This window comes from Hydrocarboniphaga sp. FW305-C-57, from assembly GCF_058783045.1.
Genome location: NZ_JBYSYG010000005.1, coordinates 367,044 through 390,781 on the forward strand (window position 1 = coordinate 367,044; position 23,738 = coordinate 390,781).

Annotated in this window: 23 protein-coding genes; 12 read left to right on the top strand and 11 right to left on the bottom strand. The window is 66.8% G+C overall.

All coding sequences use genetic code 11. From position 1 onward, the window contains the following. Positions 1-42: 42 nt before the first annotated feature. Together AC3WUM_RS13050 and AC3WUM_RS13055 are read right to left on the bottom strand one after the other, a co-directional pair. The gene (locus AC3WUM_RS13050; RefSeq protein WP_492410744.1) at positions 43-705 is read right to left on the bottom strand and encodes a paraquat-inducible protein A; all 663 of its coding nucleotides are present in this window, start codon (positions 703-705) and stop codon (positions 43-45) included. Next, positions 675-1,352: a phosphoglycolate phosphatase gene (locus AC3WUM_RS13055; RefSeq protein WP_492410745.1), complete on the bottom strand. Its 678-nt coding sequence runs from the start codon at positions 1,350-1,352 to the stop codon at positions 675-677. Before AC3WUM_RS13055 ends, AC3WUM_RS13050 begins: the two co-directional genes overlap by 31 nt. A gap of 220 nt (positions 1,353-1,572) precedes the next feature. Between AC3WUM_RS13055 and dacB the strand changes: the two genes are divergently transcribed. Next, the gene (gene dacB, locus AC3WUM_RS13060; protein WP_492410746.1) at positions 1,573-2,982 is read left to right on the top strand and encodes a D-alanyl-D-alanine carboxypeptidase/D-alanyl-D-alanine endopeptidase; all 1,410 of its coding nucleotides are present in this window, start codon (positions 1,573-1,575) and stop codon (positions 2,980-2,982) included. A 3-nt stretch (positions 2,983-2,985) separates the two neighbouring features. Here the strand turns inward: dacB and AC3WUM_RS13065 are convergent, their stop codons facing one another. Then, complete coding sequence (locus AC3WUM_RS13065) at positions 2,986-3,414, bottom strand: group II truncated hemoglobin (RefSeq protein WP_492410747.1); 429 nt, start codon at positions 3,412-3,414, stop codon at positions 2,986-2,988. A 106-nt stretch (positions 3,415-3,520) separates the two neighbouring features. On the opposite strand from AC3WUM_RS13065, the gene AC3WUM_RS13070 reads away from it, so the two are divergent. The 3 genes from AC3WUM_RS13070 (at position 3,521) to AC3WUM_RS13080 (ending at position 6,321) form a co-directional block, all read left to right on the top strand. Next, entirely contained in the window at positions 3,521-4,783 is a 1,263-nt protein-coding gene (locus AC3WUM_RS13070) for a TCR/Tet family MFS transporter (protein WP_492410748.1), read from the top strand. Between the two features lie 30 nt (positions 4,784-4,813). Further along, on the top strand, positions 4,814-5,242 hold the full coding sequence (locus tag AC3WUM_RS13075) for an RNA-binding S4 domain-containing protein (protein WP_492410749.1): 429 nt from the start codon (positions 4,814-4,816) through the stop codon (positions 5,240-5,242). A gap of 356 nt (positions 5,243-5,598) precedes the next feature. Next, positions 5,599-6,321 (top strand): phosphoadenylyl-sulfate reductase, encoded by a 723-nt coding sequence (locus tag AC3WUM_RS13080; RefSeq protein WP_492410750.1) that lies wholly within the window; start codon positions 5,599-5,601, stop codon positions 6,319-6,321. Between the two features lie 16 nt (positions 6,322-6,337). Here the strand turns inward: AC3WUM_RS13080 and AC3WUM_RS13085 are convergent, their stop codons facing one another. Next, positions 6,338-8,137: an ABC transporter transmembrane domain-containing protein gene (locus tag AC3WUM_RS13085; protein ID WP_492410751.1), complete on the bottom strand. Its 1,800-nt coding sequence runs from the start codon at positions 8,135-8,137 to the stop codon at positions 6,338-6,340. A gap of 119 nt (positions 8,138-8,256) precedes the next feature. Between AC3WUM_RS13085 and AC3WUM_RS13090 the strand changes: the two genes are divergently transcribed. The 4 genes from AC3WUM_RS13090 to AC3WUM_RS13105 all read left to right on the top strand — a co-directional run bounded on the left by AC3WUM_RS13090 (position 8,257) and on the right by AC3WUM_RS13105 (position 12,193). After that, complete coding sequence (locus tag AC3WUM_RS13090) at positions 8,257-9,546, top strand: MFS transporter (protein ID WP_492410752.1); 1,290 nt, start codon at positions 8,257-8,259, stop codon at positions 9,544-9,546. A 63-nt stretch (positions 9,547-9,609) separates the two neighbouring features. Beyond that, positions 9,610-10,503, top strand: coding sequence for a recombination-associated protein RdgC (locus tag AC3WUM_RS13095; RefSeq protein ID WP_492410753.1), 894 nt, complete (start codon positions 9,610-9,612; stop codon positions 10,501-10,503). A gap of 93 nt (positions 10,504-10,596) precedes the next feature. Beyond that, entirely contained in the window at positions 10,597-10,752 is a 156-nt protein-coding gene (locus AC3WUM_RS13100; protein WP_492410754.1) for a hypothetical protein, read from the top strand. 85 nt (positions 10,753-10,837) lie between these two features. Next, complete coding sequence (locus AC3WUM_RS13105) at positions 10,838-12,193, top strand: MBL fold metallo-hydrolase (RefSeq protein WP_492410755.1); 1,356 nt, start codon at positions 10,838-10,840, stop codon at positions 12,191-12,193. A 121-nt stretch (positions 12,194-12,314) separates the two neighbouring features. On the opposite strand, the gene AC3WUM_RS13110 is transcribed toward AC3WUM_RS13105, so the two are convergent. Then, a complete protein-coding gene (locus AC3WUM_RS13110) occupies positions 12,315-13,817 on the bottom strand; it encodes a thrombospondin type 3 repeat-containing protein (RefSeq protein ID WP_492410756.1) in 1,503 nt (500 codons plus the stop codon). 276 nt (positions 13,818-14,093) lie between these two features. Between AC3WUM_RS13110 and AC3WUM_RS13115 the strand changes: the two genes are divergently transcribed. Further along, on the top strand, positions 14,094-15,647 hold the full coding sequence (locus AC3WUM_RS13115; RefSeq protein ID WP_492410757.1) for an Ig-like domain-containing protein: 1,554 nt from the start codon (positions 14,094-14,096) through the stop codon (positions 15,645-15,647). Positions 15,648-15,752: 105 nt separating this feature from the next. Here the strand turns inward: AC3WUM_RS13115 and purN are convergent, their stop codons facing one another. Then, entirely contained in the window at positions 15,753-16,427 is a 675-nt protein-coding gene (gene purN / locus AC3WUM_RS13120; protein WP_492410758.1) for a phosphoribosylglycinamide formyltransferase, read from the bottom strand. After that, a complete protein-coding gene (gene purM, locus AC3WUM_RS13125) occupies positions 16,424-17,455 on the bottom strand; it encodes a phosphoribosylformylglycinamidine cyclo-ligase (RefSeq protein ID WP_492410759.1) in 1,032 nt (343 codons plus the stop codon). Before purM ends, purN begins: the two co-directional genes overlap by 4 nt. Before the next feature lie 158 nt (positions 17,456-17,613). On the opposite strand from purM, the gene AC3WUM_RS13130 reads away from it, so the two are divergent. Together AC3WUM_RS13130 and hda are read left to right on the top strand one after the other, a co-directional pair. Continuing rightward, positions 17,614-18,753: an AI-2E family transporter gene (locus AC3WUM_RS13130; RefSeq protein ID WP_492410760.1), complete on the top strand. Its 1,140-nt coding sequence runs from the start codon at positions 17,614-17,616 to the stop codon at positions 18,751-18,753. Further along, positions 18,750-19,439, top strand: a complete 690-nt coding sequence (hda, locus tag AC3WUM_RS13135; protein WP_492410761.1) for a DnaA regulatory inactivator Hda — start codon at positions 18,750-18,752, stop codon at positions 19,437-19,439. Before AC3WUM_RS13130 ends, hda begins: the two co-directional genes overlap by 4 nt. A gap of 1 nt (position 19,440) precedes the next feature. Here the strand turns inward: hda and AC3WUM_RS13140 are convergent, their stop codons facing one another. Further along, positions 19,441-19,794 carry a DUF2069 domain-containing protein gene (locus tag AC3WUM_RS13140; RefSeq protein ID WP_492410763.1) on the bottom strand — a complete coding sequence of 118 codons (354 nt, stop codon included), beginning with the start codon at positions 19,792-19,794 and terminating at the stop codon, positions 19,441-19,443. Next, entirely contained in the window at positions 19,791-20,435 is a 645-nt protein-coding gene (gene wrbA, locus AC3WUM_RS13145) for an NAD(P)H:quinone oxidoreductase (RefSeq protein ID WP_492410764.1), read from the bottom strand. The genes AC3WUM_RS13140 and wrbA overlap by 4 nt, the downstream gene beginning before the upstream one ends. A 162-nt stretch (positions 20,436-20,597) precedes the next feature. Here wrbA and AC3WUM_RS13150 point away from each other — a divergent pair, with 162 nt between their 5' ends. Beyond that, on the top strand, positions 20,598-21,281 hold the full coding sequence (locus tag AC3WUM_RS13150) for a LysM peptidoglycan-binding domain-containing protein (protein ID WP_492410765.1): 684 nt from the start codon (positions 20,598-20,600) through the stop codon (positions 21,279-21,281). 24 nt (positions 21,282-21,305) lie between these two features. Here AC3WUM_RS13150 and AC3WUM_RS13155 read toward each other — a convergent pair whose 3' ends face one another. Beyond that, positions 21,306-21,842, bottom strand: a complete 537-nt coding sequence (locus AC3WUM_RS13155) for a lytic transglycosylase domain-containing protein (protein WP_492410798.1) — start codon at positions 21,840-21,842, stop codon at positions 21,306-21,308. A 109-nt stretch (positions 21,843-21,951) separates the two neighbouring features. Beyond that, positions 21,952-23,649 (bottom strand): proline--tRNA ligase, encoded by a 1,698-nt coding sequence (locus AC3WUM_RS13160; protein ID WP_492410766.1) that lies wholly within the window; start codon positions 23,647-23,649, stop codon positions 21,952-21,954. Positions 23,650-23,738 lie beyond the last annotated feature (89 nt).

Here is a 23,738-nt window from a genome sequence, read left to right on the forward strand (position 1 = left end):
ATGAGGCCATGCGCGCTCGAAGCCGGAGCGGACTTGCGAGTCTCATGCGCCTTCCTCGAGCTCGCTTTCGTTGTCGCCGACGCCCCAGTCCCAGAGCTGGTCGAGGTCGAAATTGTTGAGCACGGTCAGCAGCACCGTGAGCAGGGCGAAGCCCCACATGCCGACGCCGGGCTTGATCGCGGCCAGGCTCGTGAGCTTCACCACCGACACGAGCACGCCGAGCATGAACACTTCGACCATGCTCCAGGGCTGCATCGCGCGCAGCGTGTGCATGACCGGAACGAACAGCGCCACCGGCTCGTTCATGCGTACCGCGATGAGCACGTGCAGCAGCATCAGCAGCTGGATCAGCGGAAACAGGAACACCGTCAGCGCCGCGAGCAGGGCCACGAAGGCGACTCCGGTGTCGTAGGTCACGAGCACCGCGTCGAGCAGCGTCGCATCGCGCATCGTGCCCTGGATTTCCATCGTCACGATCGGATAGACGTTGGCGACAACCAGCACGAGCAGCGCGGTCACCGTCAGCGCGAGCATCGCGTCGACGTCGAGCTTGCGACGCCGATAGATCTCGCCGCCGCAGCGCTCGCAGTACGCGATCTCGCCGCGCAGCAGCCGGCGGCGCTGATACGCCGCGTCGCAGTGCTCGCAGACGACGACGCCGCTGCGGGCGACGCTCAGGCGGCTATGGTGGTGCGTGAGAGCCATGCAGGCAGTTCGGCCAGCGTGTCGATCAGAATGTCGGGGGGATGCAGCTGGAATTCCTCGGCGCTGCCGTAGCCGCCGCGCAGGCCGGCCACCGGCATGCCGGCGCCGCGCGCCGCTTCGACATCGTGACGCGAATCACCGACCATCGCGCAGCGTTCGGGTGCTTCGCCGAACCGGCGTGCCAGGTGCAGCAGCGGCTCCGGATCAGGCTTGCGCTGCGGCAGCGAATCGCCGCCAAGCAGCGCACCGAAGCGATCGAGAATGCCGATGTGCTTCAGCAGCGGCGCGACGAAGCGCTCGGGCTTGTTCGTGCAGACCGCCAGCGTATAGCCCTGACCGGCGAGCTGCGCGAGCGTCTCGCCGACGCTCGGGTACAGCGTGGTCTCGATCGTGAGGTTTCGCCCATAGTGGTAGAGGAAGCGCTCGAAGGCCGCTTCGAAATCGAAGCCCGCAGCCTGCGGATCGACGCCGTGGTGGCGCAGCGCGGCCGCCAGCAGCACGCGCGAACCGCGTCCGACCCACGGCGTGACGAGCTCGGGGCCGACGCTCGGGTAGCCGTATTCGGCCATCGCCGCGTTGACCGTGCGCACGAGATCGGGCCGCGAATCGACCAGCGTTCCGTCGAGATCGAAGATAATCAATGCCATTGAAGATTCTATGCCGTGCCCGGCCACGCTCGGTTTTGAGATTCGTCTGAAACTCGCCGGCCGCCGCGGCGTCTTATCGCCAATGGCGTCTGCGGCATCCCTTTTCGCATCGTTCCTCAGGAGGACCATCGAGTTGGCTCGACACCAGCTTCCGGCATCCCATTGTTTCATAGCCTCGCGACGCCGCGCCTGCGCGCTCGTTCTGACGGCGTTCTCCCTTGTGACCGCGAGCCCGGCTCGCGCCGAGTTCGAACATCTGCAGAAACTGCAATCGCAGGGCGCCGAAATCACCGCGGCGATCTACGACCTCGACGACAACAAGCTCGTTCAGACGCTCAATCCGACCCGGCGCCTGGCGCCGGCTTCGGTGACCAAGATCGCGATCACCGCCGCCTCGCTCGACGCCTGGCCGGCCGACAAATCGTTCAAGACCCGCCTGCTCGGCCTCGGCGCACCACGACAGAACGTGCTCGAGGGCGATCTGATCCTGCAAAGCGAAGGCGATGCCACGCTCGATCACGAATCGCTCTGGCTGCTGGCCGCGCAGCTCAAGGGCGAAGGGATCGACACCGTAACTGGCGGGATGATCGTGAACCCGGCTTACGGCCCGCTGACCTGCGACAATCAGGATCGCTGCGAAGCCACCGAGCGCAGCGACACCGCCTACAACGTGCCCCTGGCCGCGATCGGCGTCGACTACGGCACCTGGTGCGTCAACGTGCGCGCCTCGGCGGTCGGCGATCCGGCCAACGTGCGTGGCTGCGGGGTCGCCCGGCTGCCGATCGCGGTCGAAGGCAGCATCAAGACCGTCGCCGCCAAGCAGAAGAACACCTTCTGGGTCGAGCGCGTGACGCGAGACGGCATCGACACCTTGCGCATCGGCGGCAACATCCCGATGGGCGAGGACCAGCGCGTCTACCGCGCCATGTCGAGCCCGGCGATGGGCGTGGGCCTGTTGCTCAAGGAAATGGTCGGCGAACTCGGCGTGAAGGTGTCCGGTCCGGTGCGCCTGCAATACGGCCAGCCCGGTGCGAGCACGCATGTGATCGCCGAGGTCGAGGGCCTGGCCCTGCGCGAGCAGCTCGGGCGCATGATGCGCTACTCGAACAACTACATCGCCGACCTGCTGACGCTGAACCTCGGCGCCGCGCGCCTGCCGCAGCCGCCGTCGCAGCTCGCCGAGGCCGGCGACGCGCTCGCGAGCTTCGTCGCCAGTACCAGCCTCGCCGGAGCGAGCGCCAGGTCCAAGCCACGGCTGCTCAGCGGCAGCGGTCTGACGCCCGAGAACGAGCTGTCGGCCGACGACCTGATCGGCCTGCTCGCCAACCAGTACCGGCGCACGCAGACCTTCCCGGTGTTCTACGGCCAGTTCGTGGTGCCGAGGCAGGCGCCGTTCGCCTTCGTGCGCCAGGGCAATGCCGACTGGCTCGATCGCGTCACGCTCAAGACCGGCACCATGAACGACCCGCGCTCGGTCTGCGGCATCGCCGGCTACCTGCGCAAGAAAAACGGCGGCTGGATGGCGTTCGCGGTAATCGTCAACGGCGGACCGAAGGTCAAGCGCATTCCGCTCTACAAATCGATGGAAGCGGCGCGCAACGACATTCAGGCGGTGCTGGCCCGATACTGAGCTTCAGCCCGGTTTGTTGCGCATCCAGTCGGCGGTCTGGAAGAACGAGGCCAGCAGGCGATCGCCGAGTACCGGATCGAAGTCGATGTCGACGAGCGCCTGTTGCATGCAGTGCAACCACTGGTCACGCTCGGCGCTGCCGATCGCGTACGGCAGGTGCCGGGCACGCAGGCGCGGATGGCCGAAGCGCTGGACGAAATGGTCGGGGCCGCCCGACCAGCCGCAGAGAAACCAGAAGAACTTGTTGCGCGAGCCTTCCGTCGTCGTCGGATGCAGGGCGCGAATGCCCGCGTAGGCCGGCTCGCGGTCCATGCGGTCGTAGAAGGCGTCGACGAGCCGGCGCACGCCGGGCTCGCCGCCGAGCAGGTCGAACAGGCGCGGCGCGGAATGGGCGGTTTCGGTATCGAGATCGGTATCGGATGAGTCGGTCATTGAGCAAAACTTGCATGCGAATCGGCTCCGGTGCGCCGGAGCCGACAATTGATGAGAGCGAGCCTGCACTGAGGCTCCTCAGAACCCGAATGGTAAGCTGAGCGACATGGATTCGACCGCACCGACGATCACCGGCCCCAAGCGCCACGCTCTGATCTTCATCTTCATCACCGTGGTCATCGACGTGCTCGGCCTGGGCATGGTCATTCCGGTGCTGCCCAAGCTCGTCGAAGCCTTCAGCGGCGGCGATACCTCGCAGGCGGCGCGCATGCTCGCCCTGTTCGGCACCGCCTGGGCGCTCATGCAGTTCCTGTTCTCGCCGCTGCTCGGCATGCTGTCGGACCGGTTCGGACGGCGGCCGGTGATCCTGATCTCCTGCCTCGGCCTCGGGCTCGACTACGTGCTCATGGCGCTGGCACCGAACCTGACCTGGCTGTTCGTCGGCCGGCTCATCTCGGGCATCACCGCAGCCAACTTCGCGACCGCGGGCGCCTACATCGCCGACAGCACGCCGCCATCCAAGCGCGCGGCCGGCTACGGCGTGATCGGCGCCGGCTTCGGCGTCGGCTTCGTCATCGGTCCGGCGGTCGGCGGCCTGCTCGGCGGCGTCGATCCGCGCCTGCCGTTCTGGATCGCGGCCGCGCTCGCGCTCGCGAACTTCGCCTACGGGCTGCTGGTGCTGCCCGAATCGCTGCCGCGCGCGCAGCGCACCGCGAAACTGGTCTGGTCGCGCGCGAACCCGGTCGGGGCGCTCAAGCTACTGCGCTCGCATTCGGAACTGACCGGCCTCGCGACCGTGTACTTCCTGTTCCATCTCGCGCATCAGGTGTTCATGAACACCTTCGTGCTCTACGCGAGCTACCGCTTCGGCTGGGACATTCGCGCGGTCGGCTGGGCGCTGACCGCCGTGGGCGTCTGCGGGATCGTCGTGCAGGGCGGGCTCGTGCGGCAGTCGGTCAAGCGGCTCGGCGAACGCCCGACCTTGCTGCTGGGCCTCTCGTTCGGAGCGGTCGGGCTCGCGCTCTGGGCCCTGGCGACCACCCCGACGCTGTTCTGGATCGGGCTGCCGCTGATCTCGCTGATGGGCCTGTTCGGGCCGTCGGCCCAGGGGCTCATGACCCGTCACGTCGGCGCTAGCGAACAGGGGCGGCTGCAAGGGGCCAACGCGAGCATCATGGGTATCACCGGCGTGGTCGGACCGAGTCTGTTCAACCTGACCTTCGCCCATTTCATCGCGCCGAACCCGCTGCGCGGCGTCTGGCCGGGCGCTCCGTTCTGGCTGTCCTGCAGCCTGGTGCTGGTTGGATTGCTCATCGCGCTGCAGGTCACGCGCCGCAGCGCCACACCGGCTCGACAGCCGGTCGCTTGAGCCGCAACGATTAGTCCCCAAGCTGTTCGCATGGGCAACAAGCACAACGCACAGCAAGCCGGGCACGAACCGGTCCGCCTCGACAAATGGCTGTGGGCGGCGCGTTTCTACCGTACGCGCACGATCTCGCAGGAAGCCATCGATGGCGGCAAGGTGCGCTACGAAGGCGAGCGCACCAAGGCTTCCAAAGCAGTGCAGGTCGGAGCGCGCATCGAGCTGCGCCAGGGTTACGACGAGCTCGAAGTGGTGGTCAAGGCCTTGTCGGAGCATCGTGGCAACGCCACGCTGGCCCGGACGCTCTACGAGGAGACCGAGTCCAGCCGCAGAAAGCGCGAAGCGATGGCCGAGCAGAAGCGGATCGAAGCCGCCTCGTTCGATTCGGTCAGGCCCGACAAGCGCCAGCGCCGGCTGCTCGAAAAGCTGCGCCGCACCCTGATCGATACCGGCAACGGCTACTGAAGCTGCGCTGGATCTCCAGGCCCCACAACGACAAAAGCCGTCGTCTGGGGGGAGACGACGGCTTCTGCGACGATCATCCATACCAAACCTGGAAGTGGGAGAGCCGGGCCTTCCCTGCCTGCTCTGCCGATTCCTCGCTGCGCATCCATGCGCAGAACTTGGCTCGATTGATCGTGAGTCCAGACTAGAGAAGCGAACTGAATTGAGTATGAATCTTATTCTCCCGAGCGATTCACCTAGGATTGTCGGCGGATGCTGACAATTGCCGAAAGTTATAAACTGATGCGACCCCTACACGCACCAGTCCGGGCGCCGGAGCCCCGCTCGCCGCGCCGGTCTCCGCCGCCTCTTCGCCCGTGAACGCCTCGATCTCCGCAGTCTCCGCCCTCAACCGTCCGGCCGCGCCGAGCCCGATCATCGACGAACAGGCCATTGCCAGGCTCAACGCGGAGTATCGGGCTTTCGATTTCGAAGAACGCCTGCGCCGGCTGTATCGCGATTTCCCGGCCGACAAGATCCTGCTGACATCCTCCTTCGCCGCGACCTCGGCTTATTTTCTGCACATCGTCTCGCGCATTCGCCCCGACCAGCACGTGCACTTCATCGACACCGGGTATCACTTCGAAGAAACGCTGCGGTATCGCGACCATCTCGTCGAACGCTTCGGCCTGCGGGTATCCGACGTGCGCGCCGAAGACTGGCAGCACCAGTTCACGGTCGAAGAGCAGACCTGGAAGCGCGATCCGGATTTCTGCTGCTCGGTCAACAAGGTCGAGCCGCTCGAGACCATCAAGGGTCGGTACCAGGTCTGGGTTTCGAGCCTGATGCGCTGGCAGAGCGAGCATCGCGCGGGCCTCGACATCTTCGAAATCCGCCGCGGCATCATCAAGTTCAACCCGATGATCGACGTCTCGCGCGAAGAGCGCGATCGTTACATCGCCGAACACGAGATTCCGTTCCACCCGCTCGTGGCGCAGGGCTATTCCTCGATCGGCTGCAAGCACTGCACGGTGCCCGGCGAAGGTCGTAGCGGGCGCTGGCTCGGCAAGCCCAAGACCGAGTGCGGCCTGCACCTCTAGGCTACGGGCCGGCCGTCTAGGCCACCAGCTGCAGGCTCGCGAGCCGCGAATAGAGTCCGCCGCTGCGCAGCAGTTCGGCCGGCGTTCCGCTTTCGATGATGCGGCCCTGCTCCATCACCACGATGCGATCGGCGCGCTGCACGGTCGACAGGCGGTGCGCGATGATCAGCGTGGTGCGTCCTCGCATCGCCGCTTCGAGCCCTGCGCTGACGAGTACCTCGCTTTCCGCGTCGAGCGCGCTGGTGGCCTCGTCGAGCAGCAGCAGCGGCGGATTCTTCAGAATGGCCCGCGCGATCGCGATGCGCTGGCGCTGCCCACCCGACAGTCTCACGCCGCGTTCACCGAGAAAGGTCCGGTAACCCTCGGGCAGACGCGCGATGAACTCGTCGGCCAGCGCCGCGCGCGCCGCTTCGTAAACCTCCTCGTTGCTCGCGCCGGCACGGCCGTAGCGGATGTTCTCGATCGCATTGGCCGAGAAGATCACGGGCTCCTGCGAGACCAGGCCGATCTGCGAACGCAGCTCGCGCGGATCGAGATCGCGGATGTCGATGCCGTCGAACTTCAGCGAACCCGCGCCGACGTCGTAGAAACGCAGCAGCAGCTGGAACAGCGTGGTCTTGCCGGCTCCGCTCGGCCCGACGACGGCCACCGTCTCGCCTTCGCGAATGCTCAGGCTCACGTCGTCGAGCGCGAGCTGCGTGGGCCGCGACGGATAGCGGAAGCTCACGGCCTCGAGATCGAGGCGCGCCTGCGGCTTGCTCGGCAGCGTCGCGGGCCGCGGCGGACTCGCGATGGCCGGTTCGGCCGACAGCAGCTCCATCAGGCGTTCGGTCGCGCCGGCGGCGCGCAACACGTCGCCCCAGACTTCGGCGAGCACGCCGACACCACCCGCGGTGAGCATCGCGTAGAGCACGAACGAGGCCAGTTCGCCGGCCGTCATGCTGCCCGCCGACACGGACTGCGCGCCGAGCCAGAGCACGAAAACGATCGCGCCGAACACGCCGCCGATGATGCCCGCGGTCATCAGCGAACGCACGCGCGAGCGCTTGACCGCCGTGGCGAAACTGTTTTCCACCGAGACGTCGAAGCGCTCGGATTCGGCGCGCTCCATCGTGAACGCCTGCACGGTCGGCATCGCATTGAGGATTTCGCCCGCGAGCGCCGAGCTGTCGGCGACGCGATCCTGCGATTCGCGCGAGAGTCTGCGCAGGTGCCGGCCGACCAGCACGATCGGCAACACCACCAGCAGCAACAGCAGCAGCGTGATGCCGAACAGCTTGATGTTCGTGATCGCGAGCATCAGCAGTCCGCCGATGAATTGCAGCAGGCTGCGCAGGCCCATCGAGATCGACGAACCGACCACGGTCTGCACGAGCGTGGTGTCGCCGGTCAGTCGCGACAGCACCTCGCCGGTGCGCGTGGTTTCGAAGTACTGCGGCGACTGTTCGAGCATGCGGCGGTAGACCGCGCTGCGCAGATCGGCGGTCACGCGCTCGCCGATCCAGCTCACCGTGTAATAGCGCGCCGCGGTCGTCACGCCCCAGAACAGGGCGATGCAGAACAGGGCGACGAAATGCCAGCCGACCGCGGCACCGGCGACGAAACCCTGGTCGATCAGATCGCGGAACGCGAGCGGCACCGCGAGCATCGTCGCCGAGCCGATCAGCAGTGCGATCAGCGCGATCGCGATGCGCCCGCGATACGGCCACAGCAGCGGAACGAGTTGCCGCAGGGCAGTCGCGCCGGGTTTGCGCGCGGCCGTCGTCGCGGCCCGGGCGCTGTCGTCGGAAACGGACTCGCCGTCTAGCTGGCTCATGGAAAATCTGGGGGTCGTGCCGAAGATCGTGCCGAAGAAAAACCAAGGGTGAAGCTGCTATCAGCAGCTCACAGTAGCATAGGCGTTCCGCACTCCTTCGCCCGCCCTTTCTCGGTGCCATGAGCCAAGCCGCCGATCGTCCGCTGGACCGCCACGACGTCAAGACCCTGCTGCTGGCCGCGCTCGGCGGAGCGCTGGAGTTCTACGATTTCATCATCTTCGTGTTCTTCGCGATCACGATCGGCAAGCTGTTCTTTCCGCCCGATACCGCCGATTGGGTTGCGCAGATGCAGACCTACGGGCTGTTCGCGGCCGGCTATCTCGCGCGTCCGATCGGTGGCGTGGTGATGGCGCATTTCGGCGACCGCATCGGCCGCAAGAAGATGTTCACGCTGTCGGTATTCCTGATGGCCCTGCCGACGCTCGGGATGGGCCTGCTGCCGACGTATCAGCAGATCGGCGTGCTCGCGCCGGTGCTGCTGCTGGGCCTGCGATTGCTGCAGGGCGCGGCGATCGGCGGCGAAGTGCCGGGCGCCTGGGTATTCGTCGCCGAGCATGTGCCCGAGCGCCGCGTCGGCCTGGCCTGCAGCGTGCTCACGGCTGGCCTCACGCTTGGCATCATGCTCGGCTCGTCGGTCGCCGCCCTGGTGAACCTCCATTTCAGTGCGGACGAGATCCTGGCCTGGGGCTGGCGTGTTCCGTTCCTGCTCGGCGGCGTGTTCGGCCTGCTGGCGGTCTGGCTGCGCCGCTGGCTCGAAGAAACGCCCGTGTTCGAGGCCATGCGCCGACGCAAGGCGCTGTCGCGCGAGCTGCCCGTGAAGGCGGTGATCCGCGATCACTGGCGCGCGGTGCTGCAGTCGATGCTGCTGACCTGGACGCTGACCGCGGCGATCGTCGTCGTCGTGCTGCTGTCGCCGACGCTGCTGCAGAAGATCTTCGCGATCCCCGCCCCGCTCGCGCTGCAGGCCAACAGCCTGGCGACGCTCTGCCTGACGGTCGGCTGCGTGCTCTACGGCGCGGCATCGGATCGCTACGGCGCGCCGCGCGTGCTCGCGCTCGGCAGCCTCGCGCTGCTCGGCTCGATCTACCTGCTCTACGTCGGCCAGCGGCACGCATTGCCGCTGTTCACGACGTACGCCCTGACGGGCTTCTGCGTGAGCATCGTCGGAGTGATTCCGAGCGTGATCGTGCGCGCGTTTCCGGCGCCCGTGCGTTTCAGCGGGTTGTCGCTCTCGTACAACCTGGCCTATGCGATCTTCGGCGGGCTCACGCCGCTGATGGTCACCCTGCTGCTCAAGGCCAGCCCGCAGCTCGCTCCGGCGCACTACGTCGGCGTCCTGAGCCTGGTCTGCCTCGTTCTCGCCTTGCTGCGACTGCCGAGACCGGCAACGGCGGTCACCGCGAGCTAGCCGACTGCATCACCCGGCCGGAGCCGCTACCATGCGCGGCTCCCCTGCCGCGCCTGCACCGCCATGTGGTTCAAGAATCTGCTGATCTATCGTCTGGAACAGGACTGGTCGCTCCCGGCCGGCGAGCTCGAGGAGAAGCTGGCCGCGCGCCCGCTGCTGCCCTGCAGCGCGATGAGCACCGAGAGCCGCGGCTGGGTCGCGCCGATCGATGACGTGCAGCTCGTGCAGGGCCTCGAGCGGCACCTGCTGATCGCGCTCGGAACCGAGCAGAAGCTGCTGCCGTCTTCCGTGCTCAACGATGCGGTCAAGCAGCGTGCGATCGAGTTCGAGCGCGAAAAAGGCTTCAAGCCCGGGCGCAAGCAGCTGCGCGACTTCAAGGAGATCATCGCCGCCGAGCTGCTGCCGCGCGCGTTCACTCGCCGCAACACCACGCGCGCCTGGATCGATCCGGCGGCGGGCCGGCTGATCGTCGATGCCTCGTCGCCTACGCGCGCCGAGCAGGTGGTCGAGTTCTTGCGCGAGACCCTCGGCGAGCTGCCGGTCTCGCTGCCGCAGACCGAAGCCTCGCCGGGCCAGAAACTCACCGACTGGCTGTCCGCGCGCCGTGCGCCGGGCCGCTTCGATCTCGGCGAGGAATGCGAGCTCACGAGCGGCGATGCGACCAAATCGGTCGTGCGCTACGTGCGCCACAACCTCGACGTGCAGCAGATCCAGCGCCATCTCGAAGAAGGCCTGCGCGCAAGCAAGCTCGCGATGACCTGGAACGGCCGGCTCTCGTTCGTCGTCAACGACAAGCTCGAGGTCAAGAAGCTCAAGTTCATGGAGATGGACGAGGCCGAAGAAGATCCGGGCCTCGATCCGGCGCGCCAGTTCGAGGCCGAGTTCACGCTGATGACGGGCCAGGTGGGTCCGATGATCAACGACTTGCTCGAAGCTTTCGGCATACAAAAGAGCTGAGCCAGGCGCGCGCAGCTTGCACCTGAGTTCAGGACGGCTTCACTGGCGGGCAAAAGAATGCGGGTTCATCCAATCCGCAGCCCGAGGTCTTCGATGAAGCCGCGTTCCGCCGTCGCCGTTCCGAGGTCCGAACGACCGCTCCGTCCTACGCCGCCGGCTCCGCGGGTCAACGCCTGGATGGAAGACATCACCCAGCTGCTGCGGAAACCGCAGTCGCGTCTCGGGCAAACCCGGCTCGTGCGCGGCTGAGTCTTTCGCCGGCCGACGCGCCTGCCGCTGACGGCTCGCGCAGGCACGCGTCGTACAATGGGCGCCTATTCCTCCGGGGCCTCGCATGCCTGCTCCCATTGATTCGGTCACCGCCCTGCTGATGCACGAGGGCGAGCTGTTCCTCGCGCTTCGTCATCCGGCCTTGCAGACCTTCGCAGGCCATCAAGCGTTTCCGGGTGGCAAGGTCGACCCCGAGGACGCCGTCGGCGCCGCATTCGAGCATCCGGTGTTCGACGGCATCGACGAGCGCCTAGCCCGTGCACTGTGCCGGGAGCTGAAAGAAGAACTCGATTTCGATCTCGTGCGGTTCGCCGCCGAAGGCGGCGTGCGCAGTATCAGCGAGTGCGGCCACGCGCTCACGCCGATGCACATTCCGCGGCGCTTCAGTACGCACTTCTTCGCCGTGCATCTGGAGCGCAGGCCGGACTTCGTGCTGCATCAGCCTGAGGCGATCTCGTGCAAATGGGCCAGCGCGCGGGACTGGCTCGCCGAATTCGAGCGCGGGCAATTCATCATCGCGCCACCGACGACCGCCGCCATCCGCGCGCTCGCGCGTGACGCGCAATGCGGGCACATGGGCAACCTCGTCGCGGTCGCAGCGGAAGGCCAGTTGATGGCCATCGAAAGCGTCGCCGGACTCATCCAGATTCCGGTGCGCTCGCATACGCTGCCGCCGGCCGAACACACCAATTGCTACGTCACCGGCGAATTGCCGGGCCAGCGCCTGGCGATCGACCCTTCGCCCTGCGACGACGCCGAGCTCGACCGGCTATCGGCCACGCTGCTTGCGCAGGGCGTCAACGCGCTGCTGATCACGCATCACCATCCGGATCATCACGAGCGCGCCGATGTGCTCGCGCGCCGTCATCGCTGGCCCATGCTCATGAGCGCCCGCACGGCGCAACGCATCCGGGATCGCAAGGGCGATGCCTTCTTCGAAGACATCGAGCTGCGGCTCGTCGGCGAAGGCGACGGCGTGGCGAGCTGGCATGGCGAGCCGATCCGCGTGCTCGAGATTCCGGGCCACGACGACGGGCAGATCGCCCTGATGACGAGCCAGCGCACCTGGTGCATCGTCGGCGACCTGATCCAGGGCGTCGGCACCGTGGTGATCGCCAAGCCCGAAGGCAACATGCGCGAGTACTTCGAATCGATGCAGCGCATCATCGATCTCGCGCCACTGAGCATCTTTCCCTCGCACGGCCAGGGCCTCGGCGGCACCTTCCGGCTCGAAGAGACGCTGCGCCACCGCAAGCTGCGCGAAGAACACGTGCTGCGCCTGCACCGCGAAGGCAACAGCATCGAGCAGATGCTCGAGGCGATCTACGTCGGCGTCGATCCGCGCCTGCTGCCGCTGGCTCGCAAGAACATCGAAAGCCATCTCGAGAAGCTCGAAGCCGACGGACTGCTGAGCGGCTGAAGCTTCACGAAGCGCTCGAGAAACACGAGCGCTTTCACGCTTCGCGTTTTCTCATCGCGCAAACAAAAAACCCCGGCGGATCGCTCCGCCGGGGTTTTAGGTTCCGATCGCTAGATCGGGATCAGCCTTCGGTCACCTTGAACTCGACGCGACGGTTGTTCTCACGACCGGCTTCGGTTTCGTTGGTGTCGATCGGGTTCGATTCGCCGTAGCCAACCGGGCGCAGGCGATCCTTGCCGACGCCATTGGTGCTCAGGAACTGCTGCACCGCGATCGAGCGACGCTCGGACAGACCGAGGTTGTAGGCGTCCGTACCGATGGAGTCGGTATGGCCTTCGACGTCGACTTTGATCTGCGGATACGCGTTGAGCGTCTCGGCGACCTCCTTGAGGATGACCTTCGATTCCGGCAGCAGGCGGTCGGAGTCGAACTCGAACTTCACGCCACGCAGCACGAAGCGGCGATCCAGCGCGCAACCGCGGGCATCGACCGGCTCGCCCGGACGCGGCTTGCGGCAGTCACCGACCGGAGCGCAACCATCGGGCAGAACCTTGAGGCCCGCCGGGGTGTTCGGGCACTGGTCGATGTCGTCCGGCACGCCGTCGCCATCGCTGTCGAGCGGGCAGCCATCCGGGCCGACCTTCTGGCCACGCGGAGTGTTCGGGCACTTGTCGAGGTGATCCGGCACGCCGTCACCGTCGCTGTCCTGGATCGGGCAGCCTTCGGCATCGACCGCCTGGCCCGGCGCCGTCTGCGGGCACTTGTCGAGGTAGTCCGGCACGCCGTCGCCGTCGCTGTCGAGCGGGCAGCCATCCGGGCCCACCTTCACGCCTGCCGGGGTACCCGGGCAGCGGTCGTTGATGTCCGGAACGCCGTCGCCATCGGAATCGGTGTCGAGCGGGCAACCATCGGCGCCGACCGGCGAACCCTTCGGCGTGTTCGGGCACTTGTCGAGGTAGTCCGGAACGCCGTCGCCATCGAGATCGACCGGGCAGCCATCGGAGTACACCGCAACGCCGCGAGGCGTATCCGGGCACTTGTCGAGGCTGTTCGGCACGCCGTCGCCGTCGTCGTCGGCCGGGAACGCGCCGAACTTGTAGGCGACGCCGAGACCGACATCCCAGAGGTAATAGGTGTCGTCCGGGACGATGCCCTTTTCCTTGATGAAGTCGAGGTTGTAGCGGCCCTGCAGCTTGAAGGACCAGTGGTTGTTGAGCGGGAACAGCACGCCACCACCGGCGCTCACGCCAGGACCGTTGAGCTTCTCGTCGAGGAATTCGACGAAGTGGTAGTTGGCGCCGGCGATCAGGTACGGACGCACCGAGATGTCCTGCGGCAGCAGGTAGAGCAGCGCGTTGACGCCGAAGGTCGGGCGGCTGTAGTCGTACTTCGACGGAATGTCGCTGACGTCGAGCTTGGTATAGGAGCCTTCGAGTTCGATGCCGAAGTACTCGTTCAGAGAACGGCCGATCGACAGCGAGCCTGCGGGGCCCACGTCGGAATCAGCGAACGAAAAACCGATGGACGGTGCGATGTACCAACGGGTGTCGATCTCTGTTTCCTGCGCGGTGGCGGCACCCGCCCACAGCAGCGCAGCGAAAGCAAAGCAAAGCTTCTTCAGCATTTACACTCTCCCTTAACAACAGCGAACGACTTTACGAGTCTTTCGGACTTGCCGATCCCTATCGATCGGCCGTGTCGCCACCTGGCGAACATCCCCTGTCCAGCTTGCGTAGCCCCTGATTGCGATGTCAGGGTGCTGTTCAGCGCAAGTGGCTCCCTGTAGATTATGCCGCCTAGGGCCCGTGACACAACATTCAGTTGCGCGGGCGAGCGAGACGATCGAAAAAGTCTCACTCGGGGTTCTTGCCAGTTGCCGTCAACACTTTGGGAGTAGTAGATGAAAGCGATGCGCGCGTTGGCGATGCTGGCCACGGTTGTGCTGGCTGCCTGCGGAGATGGGTCGGTCCAGAGTCCTGACTTCACGCCCGAGCTCAAGGAGCTCTCGGCCCAGGTCGAATCCACCGGGCTGACGACGGCCGCCGTTCCCAAGGGTCGCACCGAACAACTCGAGGCCATCGGCGGTTTCACGCAGCCTCCCCCGAATGAAAGCACCTTGGCCGAGCGCCCGGTCGAAGCGAGCTGGAGCAGCAACAACACGTCCGTCGCCACCGTCGACGAAGCCGGTCTCGTCACCGCCGTCAACACCGGCGTCGCGACGATCACCGCTTCCAAAGATGGCCTGACGAGCAACACGATCACGATCACCGTCGGCCCCGCAGCGCTCGACAGCATCAAGACCGTGCGCACCCTCGACAACGCCACGGTGACCGCCGACACCATCGCGCGCGGTTCCCAGCGCACCTACCGCGCCGTCGGCGTCTACAGCGACAACACCGAGCGTCCGATCACGGCCACCTGGGTGTCGACCGACGATACCGTCGCCACGCCTGCACTGCCTGGCCCGGCGACCGAGAAGACCATCCGCGTCCCGCTCACGGCCACCGACGGCGCCTCCACGCCGATCACCGTAACCGCGGTCGAGGATGCGGAAGTCAGCGCCACGCTGACGATCACCGCCAGCAATCGCGAGCTCGTCGAAGTGATCTCGGTCACCTTCGATCAGGCTCCGCTGCCGATCGGCTCGACCACGCAGGCCCGCGCCATCGGCCGCTACAGCAACAACGACGAGGAGGAGATCAGCAACGAGCAGCTCGACTGGACCTCGTCCGCGCCGGCTATTGCAACGATCGACAGCTCGGGCTCGGTCACTGCGGTCGCCAAGGGCACGACCACGATCACGGCCACGCTCAAGACCGGCACCCAGCCGCAGATCACCGACCCGGCCGCTCGCGACGCTTCCGCCGTGCTCGAGATCTCCGACGCGGTCTGCACCACGCCGCTGCGCGCACCGACCTACGAGGCGACGACGTCCAAGGGCGGTCTGATCTGCGGCATGCTCGGTGGCCTCGGTCTGCTCTGTTCCACCACCGGCGAGCCGGAATTCGTCGTCGACTCGGACGACAGCAACCACCTGGACCTCAACCTGACCGTCAGCCTGCTCGGCGACAACATCAGCGTCGACGTGAAGCCCACGGGCGCGGCGACGGACTTCCCGGGCACGCAGCCGGTTGGCTTCGTGGTCGGCAGCCCGGCCGGCCAGCTGCTCGCGGCCGATGTCCTCTCGGCCGTCACCGTGAGCACGCTGATGGGTGACGATGTCGTCGAAACCAGTACCGCGGGCATGAACATCCTGCAGGTCGATCTGCTCGGCTTCCCGCTGCTGCCGATCGGGGACATCCCGAGCGAAACGGCCGCGGTCTACTTCACGCCGACCAAGCCGTTCAACGGAGTGCGCCTGACCTACAACTCGGGTCTGGCCACCGCGCTGAGCTCGCTGCAGGTCTACAACGCCTGCGGCACCGTCGCACCGCTGCCTGAAACGGCCGAGTAAAGCTGACGCTGCAAACGAAGAAGGCGCCTCACGGCGCCTTCTTCGTTTCCGCCTGCAGGAACGCGAGGAGCAAGCCGCAACTCCCTCGCCTCGATGCACGAGCCGTCAGTGGCGAAACGCGGGCTCGAGCTCCGCCAGGCCCATTGGCGCGTCGACGAGCTCGCCGCCGTAGCGCAAGCCATCGGCCGCGACCGTCAGCACGCCGCGCAGCCACCAGCTCACGACCTGCGGATAAATGCGCAGCTCCACATCGCGCATCACGCGCTCGGCGAGGCTGGCCGCATCATCGGTGGGCAGAATCGGCACCGCGCCCTGCATCAGCACCGGCCCGCCGTCGAGTTCTTCGGTGACCAGATGCACGCTCGCCCCATGCTCGGCATCGCCGGCCGCAATCGCGCGCGCATGCGTATCGAGGCCCGGGTAGCGCGGCAGCAGCGAGGGATGGATGTTGAGCAGCCGGCCCTCGAAAGCACGAATGAAGCCGGGAGTCAGAATCCGCATGAAACCCGCAAGCAACACCAGATCGGGCTGCAGCGGCACGATGGCCGCGATCAGCTGCGCATCGAAGGCCTCGCGCGTCGGATAGTCGCGATGTGCGATGACGAGCGTCGGAATGCCCGCCGCCTCGGCGAGCGCCAGGCCTGCCGCATCGGCGCGATTCGAAACCACCAGCGCGATGTCGGCCTCGATGCGGCCGTCACGCGTCGCTTCGATGAAGGCCTGCAGGTTCCGGCCGCGGCCGGAGATCAGGACGACAAGCCTGCCCCGCGGCAAGCTCACGCGAAGCGCACGTCCTGCTTGCCCTTGACGATCTCGCCCATCACGAAGGGCTTGAGCCTGGATTTCTTGAGTTCGGCGAGCGTCTTGTCGACGGCCTTGCGCGGCACCACGAGCACGAAGCCGACGCCGCAGTTGAACACGCGCCACATCTCGTCCTGCTCGACACCGCCCTGCTCCTGCAGCCAGTCGAAGATCGCCGGGCGCGTCCAGCTGGCGGTGTCGATGACCGCGGCCGTGCCCTTCGGGAAGCAGCGCGGCAGGTTGCCGACGATGCCGCCGCCGGTGATGTGCGACATGCCGCGGATCGGCAGCTTGGCGTCGAGCAGCTTCAGAATCGGCTTGACGTAGATCGTCGTCGGCGCGAGCAGCGCATCGCCGAGCGTGCCCTTGCCGAAGGCGTCTTCGAGCCTGGCGCCGCTCACGCTCAGGATCTTGCGGATCAGCGAATAGCCGTTCGAATGCGGGCCGCTCGACGGCAGGCCGATCAGCACATCGCCGACCTTGATGCCGCTGCCGTCGATGATCTTGTTCTGCTCGGCCACCGCGACGCAGAAGCCGGCGAGATCGAAATCGCCCTCGGAGTACATGCCCGGCATTTCGGCGGTCTCGCCGCCGACCAGCGCCGCGCCCGCGAGCTTGCAGCCTTCGGCGATGCCCTTGACCACCTGCGCGGCGACTTTCTTGTCGAGCTTGCCAGTGGCGTAGTAGTCGAGGAAGAACAGCGGCTCGGCGCCCGAGACGAGCACGTCGTTGACGCACATGCCGACGAGGTCGATGCCGAGGCCCTGCACGCGGCCCGAATCGATGCCGAGGCGCAGCTTGGTGCCGACGCCATCGGTGCCCGAGACCAGCACCGGCTTCTTGTATTTCTTGGGGATGCTCACGAGCGCGCCGAAGCCGCCGACGCCGGCGAGCACTTCGGGCCGGCGCGTGCTGCGCACGATCTTCTTGATGTCGTCGACGAGTTCGTCACCCGCGTCGATATCGACGCCGGCATCGCGGTAGGACAGGCCTTTCGAGGAAGTCATGGGGCTTGATCGGATACGGATCTGGTAGGGATCGCTGCGGTGTGTCGCCGCCTCGTGAGCGGACGACGGGAGCGGTGAATGCGGTAGGGCGCGGATTCTAACCTGTGAAAACCCGCCCAGGCACCGGATAATGGCCACCTGCCCCTCCCGAAACCTCCATGAGCGACGACGCCAGCTCCAACCCGGCCACTTCCTCGCTGCGCGAGAACTGGCCCTGGATCGCCATCGGCATCATCCTGCTAGTGGTGACCTGGCTGCTGTCGCCGATCCTGACGCCCTTCGTCGTCGGCGCCGGCCTGGCCTACATGGGCGATCCGCTGGTCGACCGGCTCGAGCGCCTGCGGCTCTCGCGCACGGCCGGCGTGAGCCTCGTGTTCGTCGTGCTGACGGCGTTCGCGCTCGTGGTCATCGCGCTCGTCGTGCCAATGCTCGGCGAACAGCTAGGCGTGCTGATCCACAACATCCCGGACTGGCTGGTCTGGCTGCAGGACAGCGCGCTGCCCAGGCTCGGCGTGAGCCTGCCCGAAGGCATCCGCCTCGACGCCGAAGGCCTCAAGACGCTGATCACGGACAACTGGTCAAAGGCCAGCAACGTGCTGCCGGCGATCTGGCAGCGCGCCTCGGAATCGACCGGGGCGATCATGACCACGGTCGCCAACCTGTTCCTGATTCCGATCGTGACCTTTTATCTGCTGCGCGACTGGGATCGCCTCGTCGCCTGGCTGCGCGGCGTGATTCCGCCGCGCTGGCGCCCGACCGCCGATGGCCTCGCGCGAGAGACCGACGAAGTGCTCGGCGCCTTCTTCCGCGGCCAGCTCACCGTCATGGCCGCGCTGACGGTCTACTACTGGATCGCGCTGTGGCTCACCGGACTCAAGCTCGCGCTGATCGTCGGCCTGATCATCGGCATGGTCAGCTTCGTGCCGTATCTCGGCGCGATCATCGGCATCGTCACCGCGGTGATCGCGATGGCCGTGCAGACCCAGGAGCTCATGCCTTTCATCTGGCTCGCGGTGGTGTTCGCGATCGGCCAGTTCCTCGAATCGAACGTCTTCAGCCCCTGGCTGATCGGCGACAAGATCGGCCTGCATCCGGTGGCCGTGATCTTCGCAGTGATGGCCGGCGGCCAGCTGTTCGGCTTCATCGGCGTGCTACTCGCGCTGCCGGTGGCCGCGGTGCTCGCGGTCATGCTGCGGCACACGCTCACGCACTGGTTCGCAAGCCGGCTCTACCTTGATCCGGCCCCCGAAGCGGCAGCGGCCGAAGCCGTCACCGTCGCGCCGCACGAAGACGCGTGAAGGGCGAGCAACTCGCGCTGTCGGTCCAACTGCGCAGCACCGCCAGCTTCGACACCTATTTCGCCGGTCCGAACGAGATCGCGCTCGCCACGCTGCGCGAGCTGCGGGCTTCGCCGATCGGCGGGGTCTACCTGTTCGGGCCTGCGGGTGTCGGCAAGAGCCATCTGCTGCAGGCGACCGCGCGGCAGTTCCAGCAGCAGGGTTTGCGCGTGGCCTACCTGCCGCTCGCAAAGCTTGCGCAGCGGCCCGTCGAATTGCTCGACGGCGCCGAGCAGGCCGACCTGCTCGCGCTCGACGATCTCGACATCGTCAGCGCCGACCGCGACTGGGCCTACGCGCTGATCCGCAGCTTCGACTGGCTACGCGCGAACCAGCGCCGCTGGCTGGTTTCCGCCTCGCAGGCGACCGACCGGCTCGATTGCGCGCTTCCCGACCTGCGCACGCGGCTCGACCAGTCCGCGCGCTTCGGCCTGCGCGCGCTCGACGATGCCGATCGCGGTCGCTGGCTGCGCGAGAACGCGCTCGCGCGGGGCCTCGAGCTGCCCGACGACGCCGCGCGCTGGCTGCTCAACCATCTGCCGCGCGATGCGGCGAGCCTGATCGCGGCGCTCGATACGCTCGATCGCGCCTCGCTGAGCGCCAAGCGCAGGCTCACGCTGCCGTTCGTGCAGAAGACCCTGGGTTGAATCAGGACGGCCGCAAGCCCTGCGCGATGCGCTCGCGCGCCAGAAACCGCACGTACATCACGAGCCCGACGAAGTCGAGCGCCGCGACCGTGGCGATGCCGAACGCGGCCCATTTGTTCTGCGGCTCCGCGTAGCCCGCCGACAGGTAACCGGCCGCGTAGAACGCCAGCATCATGCTGGCCCAGCTGTAGGTGTAGCGGCGTCCGCGCAGAATGCCCGCCAGCGGCAGGAACAGTGGCAGCGCGAGCAGGCTGCCCTTGCCGAAATCGCCGCGCAGCGTGACGAGCACGATCAGCAGCACGTGCATGCTCGAAGCGAGCAGGCGCATCCAGTGACTCAGCAGCTGGGTCTTCATGCCGAAAGCTTCGCAGCGACAAGCGCGACACGACGACCGAGCGCCTGGCACAGCGCGCGCTCGTCCGCGCTCAGCGGCCTGGGCTTGGCATCGGTGCCGGCGACGTGCGAAGCACCGTAAGGCGTGCCGCCGCTCTGCGTCGTAGACAACGCCGGCTCGCTGTACGGAATGCCGGTCACGAGCATGCCGTGGTGCAGCAGCGGCATCAGCATGGTCAGCAGCGTGCTTTCCTGGCCGCCGTGCTGCGTGCTCGTCGACGTGAACACGGCCGCCGGCTTGCCCGCGAGCGCGCCCGACAGCCACGGGCCCGAGGTCGAATCGAGGAAATACTTGAGCGGCGCGGCCATGTTGCCGAAGCGCGTCGGGCTGCCGAGGATCAGCGCCGAGCACTCGCGCAGGTCGTCGTGCGTCACGTAGACCGGGCCGTCTTGCGGAATCGCAGGCGCCGTCGCCTCGGCGACCGTCGACACCGCCGGCACCGTGCGCAGCCGCGCGACCGCGCCGGCAGCCTCCACGCCGCGCGCGATCTCGCGTGCCATCGCGGCCACCGAGCCGTTGCGCGAGTAGTACAGCACCAGGACGTCGCTCACTTTTGATTCCGTTCGAAGATTGATCAGCGGCGGATTGTATTGAGTTGGCATGCCGGGCATGAACTCGAAGCCCATGGCGCCGACCGTATCGACACGCCGGAGACGCTGCGTGCCGTCGAGGCGACTCGCCTCGACAGTGGCATCGCCGGACGGGCTTGGGCGATCATCGAGGCTTCGTCGCCGCCCTTCCCTCGCACAAGGAACGCTTTGCCGATGCTTTCGAGGCTAGCTCCCGCCCTGCTCTGCGTCGCCCTGGCCGGCGCCTGCGCCGCCCCGACGCGGCTCGATCGCGATCCGATCCGGCGGCCGGCTCCGCCCTTGCCGCCCATGCCGGCGGCGAGCAATCCGCCGCCAACCGTGCTGCCGAGACTGCAGCCGTCGGCACCGCCATCGGCGACGGGTCGCAACCCACCGCCTACGAGCACGGCGCCGGCGGCTCCGTCTGCCGACGGCGATGCGGCGACGATGCGCCAGGCGCAGGAAGCCCTGCAGCAGTCGTATCAGTTCACCGGCCTCTCCGACGCCCAGCTCGCGCAGCAGAAGAGCGCCGAAGCCCTGCTCGTGCGAGGCCAGAGCAAGCCGGCGCTGCAGGCCCTGCAGCGGCTCAACGAGGAATTGCGCAGCGGCAACAAGTCCTACGTCGTCAAATCGGGCGACAGCCTGTGGGTGATCTCGGGCAAGTCCGAGGTCTACGGCAACCCGTGGCTATGGCCGCTGATCTGGCAATCGAACCTGCAGGTGCTGCCGAATCCGGACAAGCTGTCGACCGGCCAGCAGCTCAAGATCCGTCCCAATCCGACGATCCAGGAAGTGGTCGACGCGGTGACCTACGCGCGCGAGAAGAACCAGCGCAGCGAAACGCGCATCGGCGAGATCAAGGAATCGGGCAAGCCCTAGCCGTCGAACGACTCAGCGCCGCCATCAACCGCGGAACCAGCGCTTGTTGAGCACCTTGATGACGTGGTCCGGATACGTGGGCTTGCCGAGGCTGCCGTTGTACCGCGCGAGCGCGTTGACGAGGTTGCCCTTCTCGCGATCGAGGTAGAAGCGCAGGATCGTGCAGCCCATGCGCAGGTTGGTTTTGGTGTGGAACAGGTTCTCGTCCGGCCCGGCGATCTCGCGCAGCCAGAACGGCATGATCTGCATGTAGCCCTGGGCGCCCGCGACCGAGATCGCATAGCGGTCGAAGCGGCTTTCGGTCTCGATCACCGCGAGCGCGAGCTCCGGCGGAATCCGCGCCTGCGCGGCTTCGCGATGCAGGATGCGCAGGAATTCGAGCCGCTCCGCATCGTCCTTGATGTAGCGCTTGAGCCGGCCCGACATGTCCATGAGCCAGACTTCGGCGGCGTAGCGGTCGTCGAAGCTGTCGGCCGCGGCGATGGCCTTGGCGAGCATCGCGCGCAGTTCGGGCTCAGGCTCGCCGGTCGGTCCGGCGAACGCTGCCGCGCTCGCGAACAGCAGCGACAGGCCAGCGAAACCGCGCGCAAGATCGCTTGCCCAACCGACGGAAAAAGAAAAGGCGGCGCAAAGTTGCTTCAGCAAGTTCACGCGCCTGTCGTTCAAGGGCTCAGCCGAGTTTTTCAAGCACCGCTTCGAGCGTGGCCGGAATCATCTCGGCCTTTTCCGCGCGGCGATGCTTGTACTCGAACTGGCCGGCGGCCAGGCCTTTGTCGCCGATGACGATGCGATGCGGAATGCCGATCAGGTCGGCGTCCGCGAACATCGGGCCCGGACGCAGGCCGCGATCGTCGAGCAGCGCGTCGACGCCCGCTGCGATCAGCTGCTCGTAGAGCGATTCGGCAGTCTGCTTCGCGGTCGGCGACTTGTCGGTGCCGATCGGCGTGACGATGACGCGGAACGGCGCGATCGCGTCGGGCCAGATGATGCCGTTGGCGTCGTGGCTCTGCTCGATCACGGCCGCGGCCATGCGTGAGACGCCGATGCCGTAGCAGCCCATCTCGGGCGTGATGCTCTCGCCGTTCTCGCCCTGCACCGTCAGGCTCATCGCCTTCGAATACTTCTGGCCGAGCTGGAAGATGTGCCCGCCTTCGATGCCACGCAGCAGGCGGATGGTGCCGACGCCGTCGGGCGACGGATCGCCCTCGACGATCATGCGCAGGTCGGCGGTCTCGGGCTCGGCGCAGTCGCGACCCCAGTTCACGCCCTTCAGGTGATGGTCGACTTCGTTCGCGCCGCAGACGAAGTCGGCGAGTTCGGCGGCCGCGAAATCGGCGATGACCGGAATCGGCGCATTGACCGGGCCGAGATAGCCGACTTCGCAGCCGAAGGCCTTCTGCACGTCCTCGATCTTCGCCATCTCGAACGGGCTCGCCACCTTCGGATGCTTGGCCGCCTTGATCGGGTTGATCTCGTGGTCGCCGCGCACCGCGATGCCGATCAGCCCGCCGTCGGCCGCCTTGGCGACCATCAGCTTGACCTTGGCCGTAAGCGGCACCTTCATGAATTTGGACACCTGCTCGCAGGTCTTCTGGCCCGGCGTGCTGACCTTTTCCAGCGTCGCCGAAGCCGCAGCACGGGTACCCGTGGGCTTGGTTTCGGCGGCCTCGACGTTGGCCGCGTACGAGCCTTCGGTCGACACCGCGAGCAGGTCCTCGCCCGCGAGCGCGAGGATGTGGAATTCCTCGCTCTTGGCGCCGCCGATGTTGCCCGAGTCGGCCTGCACCGGACGGAAGTCCGCGCCCACGCGCGTGAAGATGCGGATGTAGGCCTCGCGCATGAGTTCGTACTGCTGCGACAGGTCCTCGGCCGTGGTGCTGAACGAGTACGCGTCCTTCATGAGGAATTCGCGCGCGCGCATGACGCCGAAGCGCGGACGGCGCTCGTCACGGAACTTGGTCTGGATCTGGTAGTAGTTGATCGGCAGCTGGCGATAGCTGCGCACGTCGGCGCGCACGATCGCGGTGATCACTTCCTCGTGCGTCGGGCCGTAGCAGAAGTCGTTCTTGTGGCGATCCTTGATGCGCAGCATCTCGTCGCCCATCACGTCCCAGCGGCCCGATTCCTGCCAGAGCTCGGCCGGCTGGATCGACGGCATCAGCAGCTCGACGGCGCCCGCGCGGTTCATTTCCTCGCGCACGATGCTCTCGATCTTGCGCAAGGTGCGCAGGCCCAGCGGCATCCAGGTGTAGAGGCCGGCGCCGAGCTTGCGGATGAGGCCCGCGCGCAGCATCAGCCGGTGGCTGACGATCTCGGCGTCGGCGGGCGTCTCTTTGGTGGTGGCGATCGGAAAGCGGGACAGGCGCATGGGTTTGCTGGTGGCGGCTTGAGGAAGGCCGCGATTCTACTGGCTCCGGCGGATTTGCTCGCGGGCATTCTGGCGCCCGCGCCCGCCGC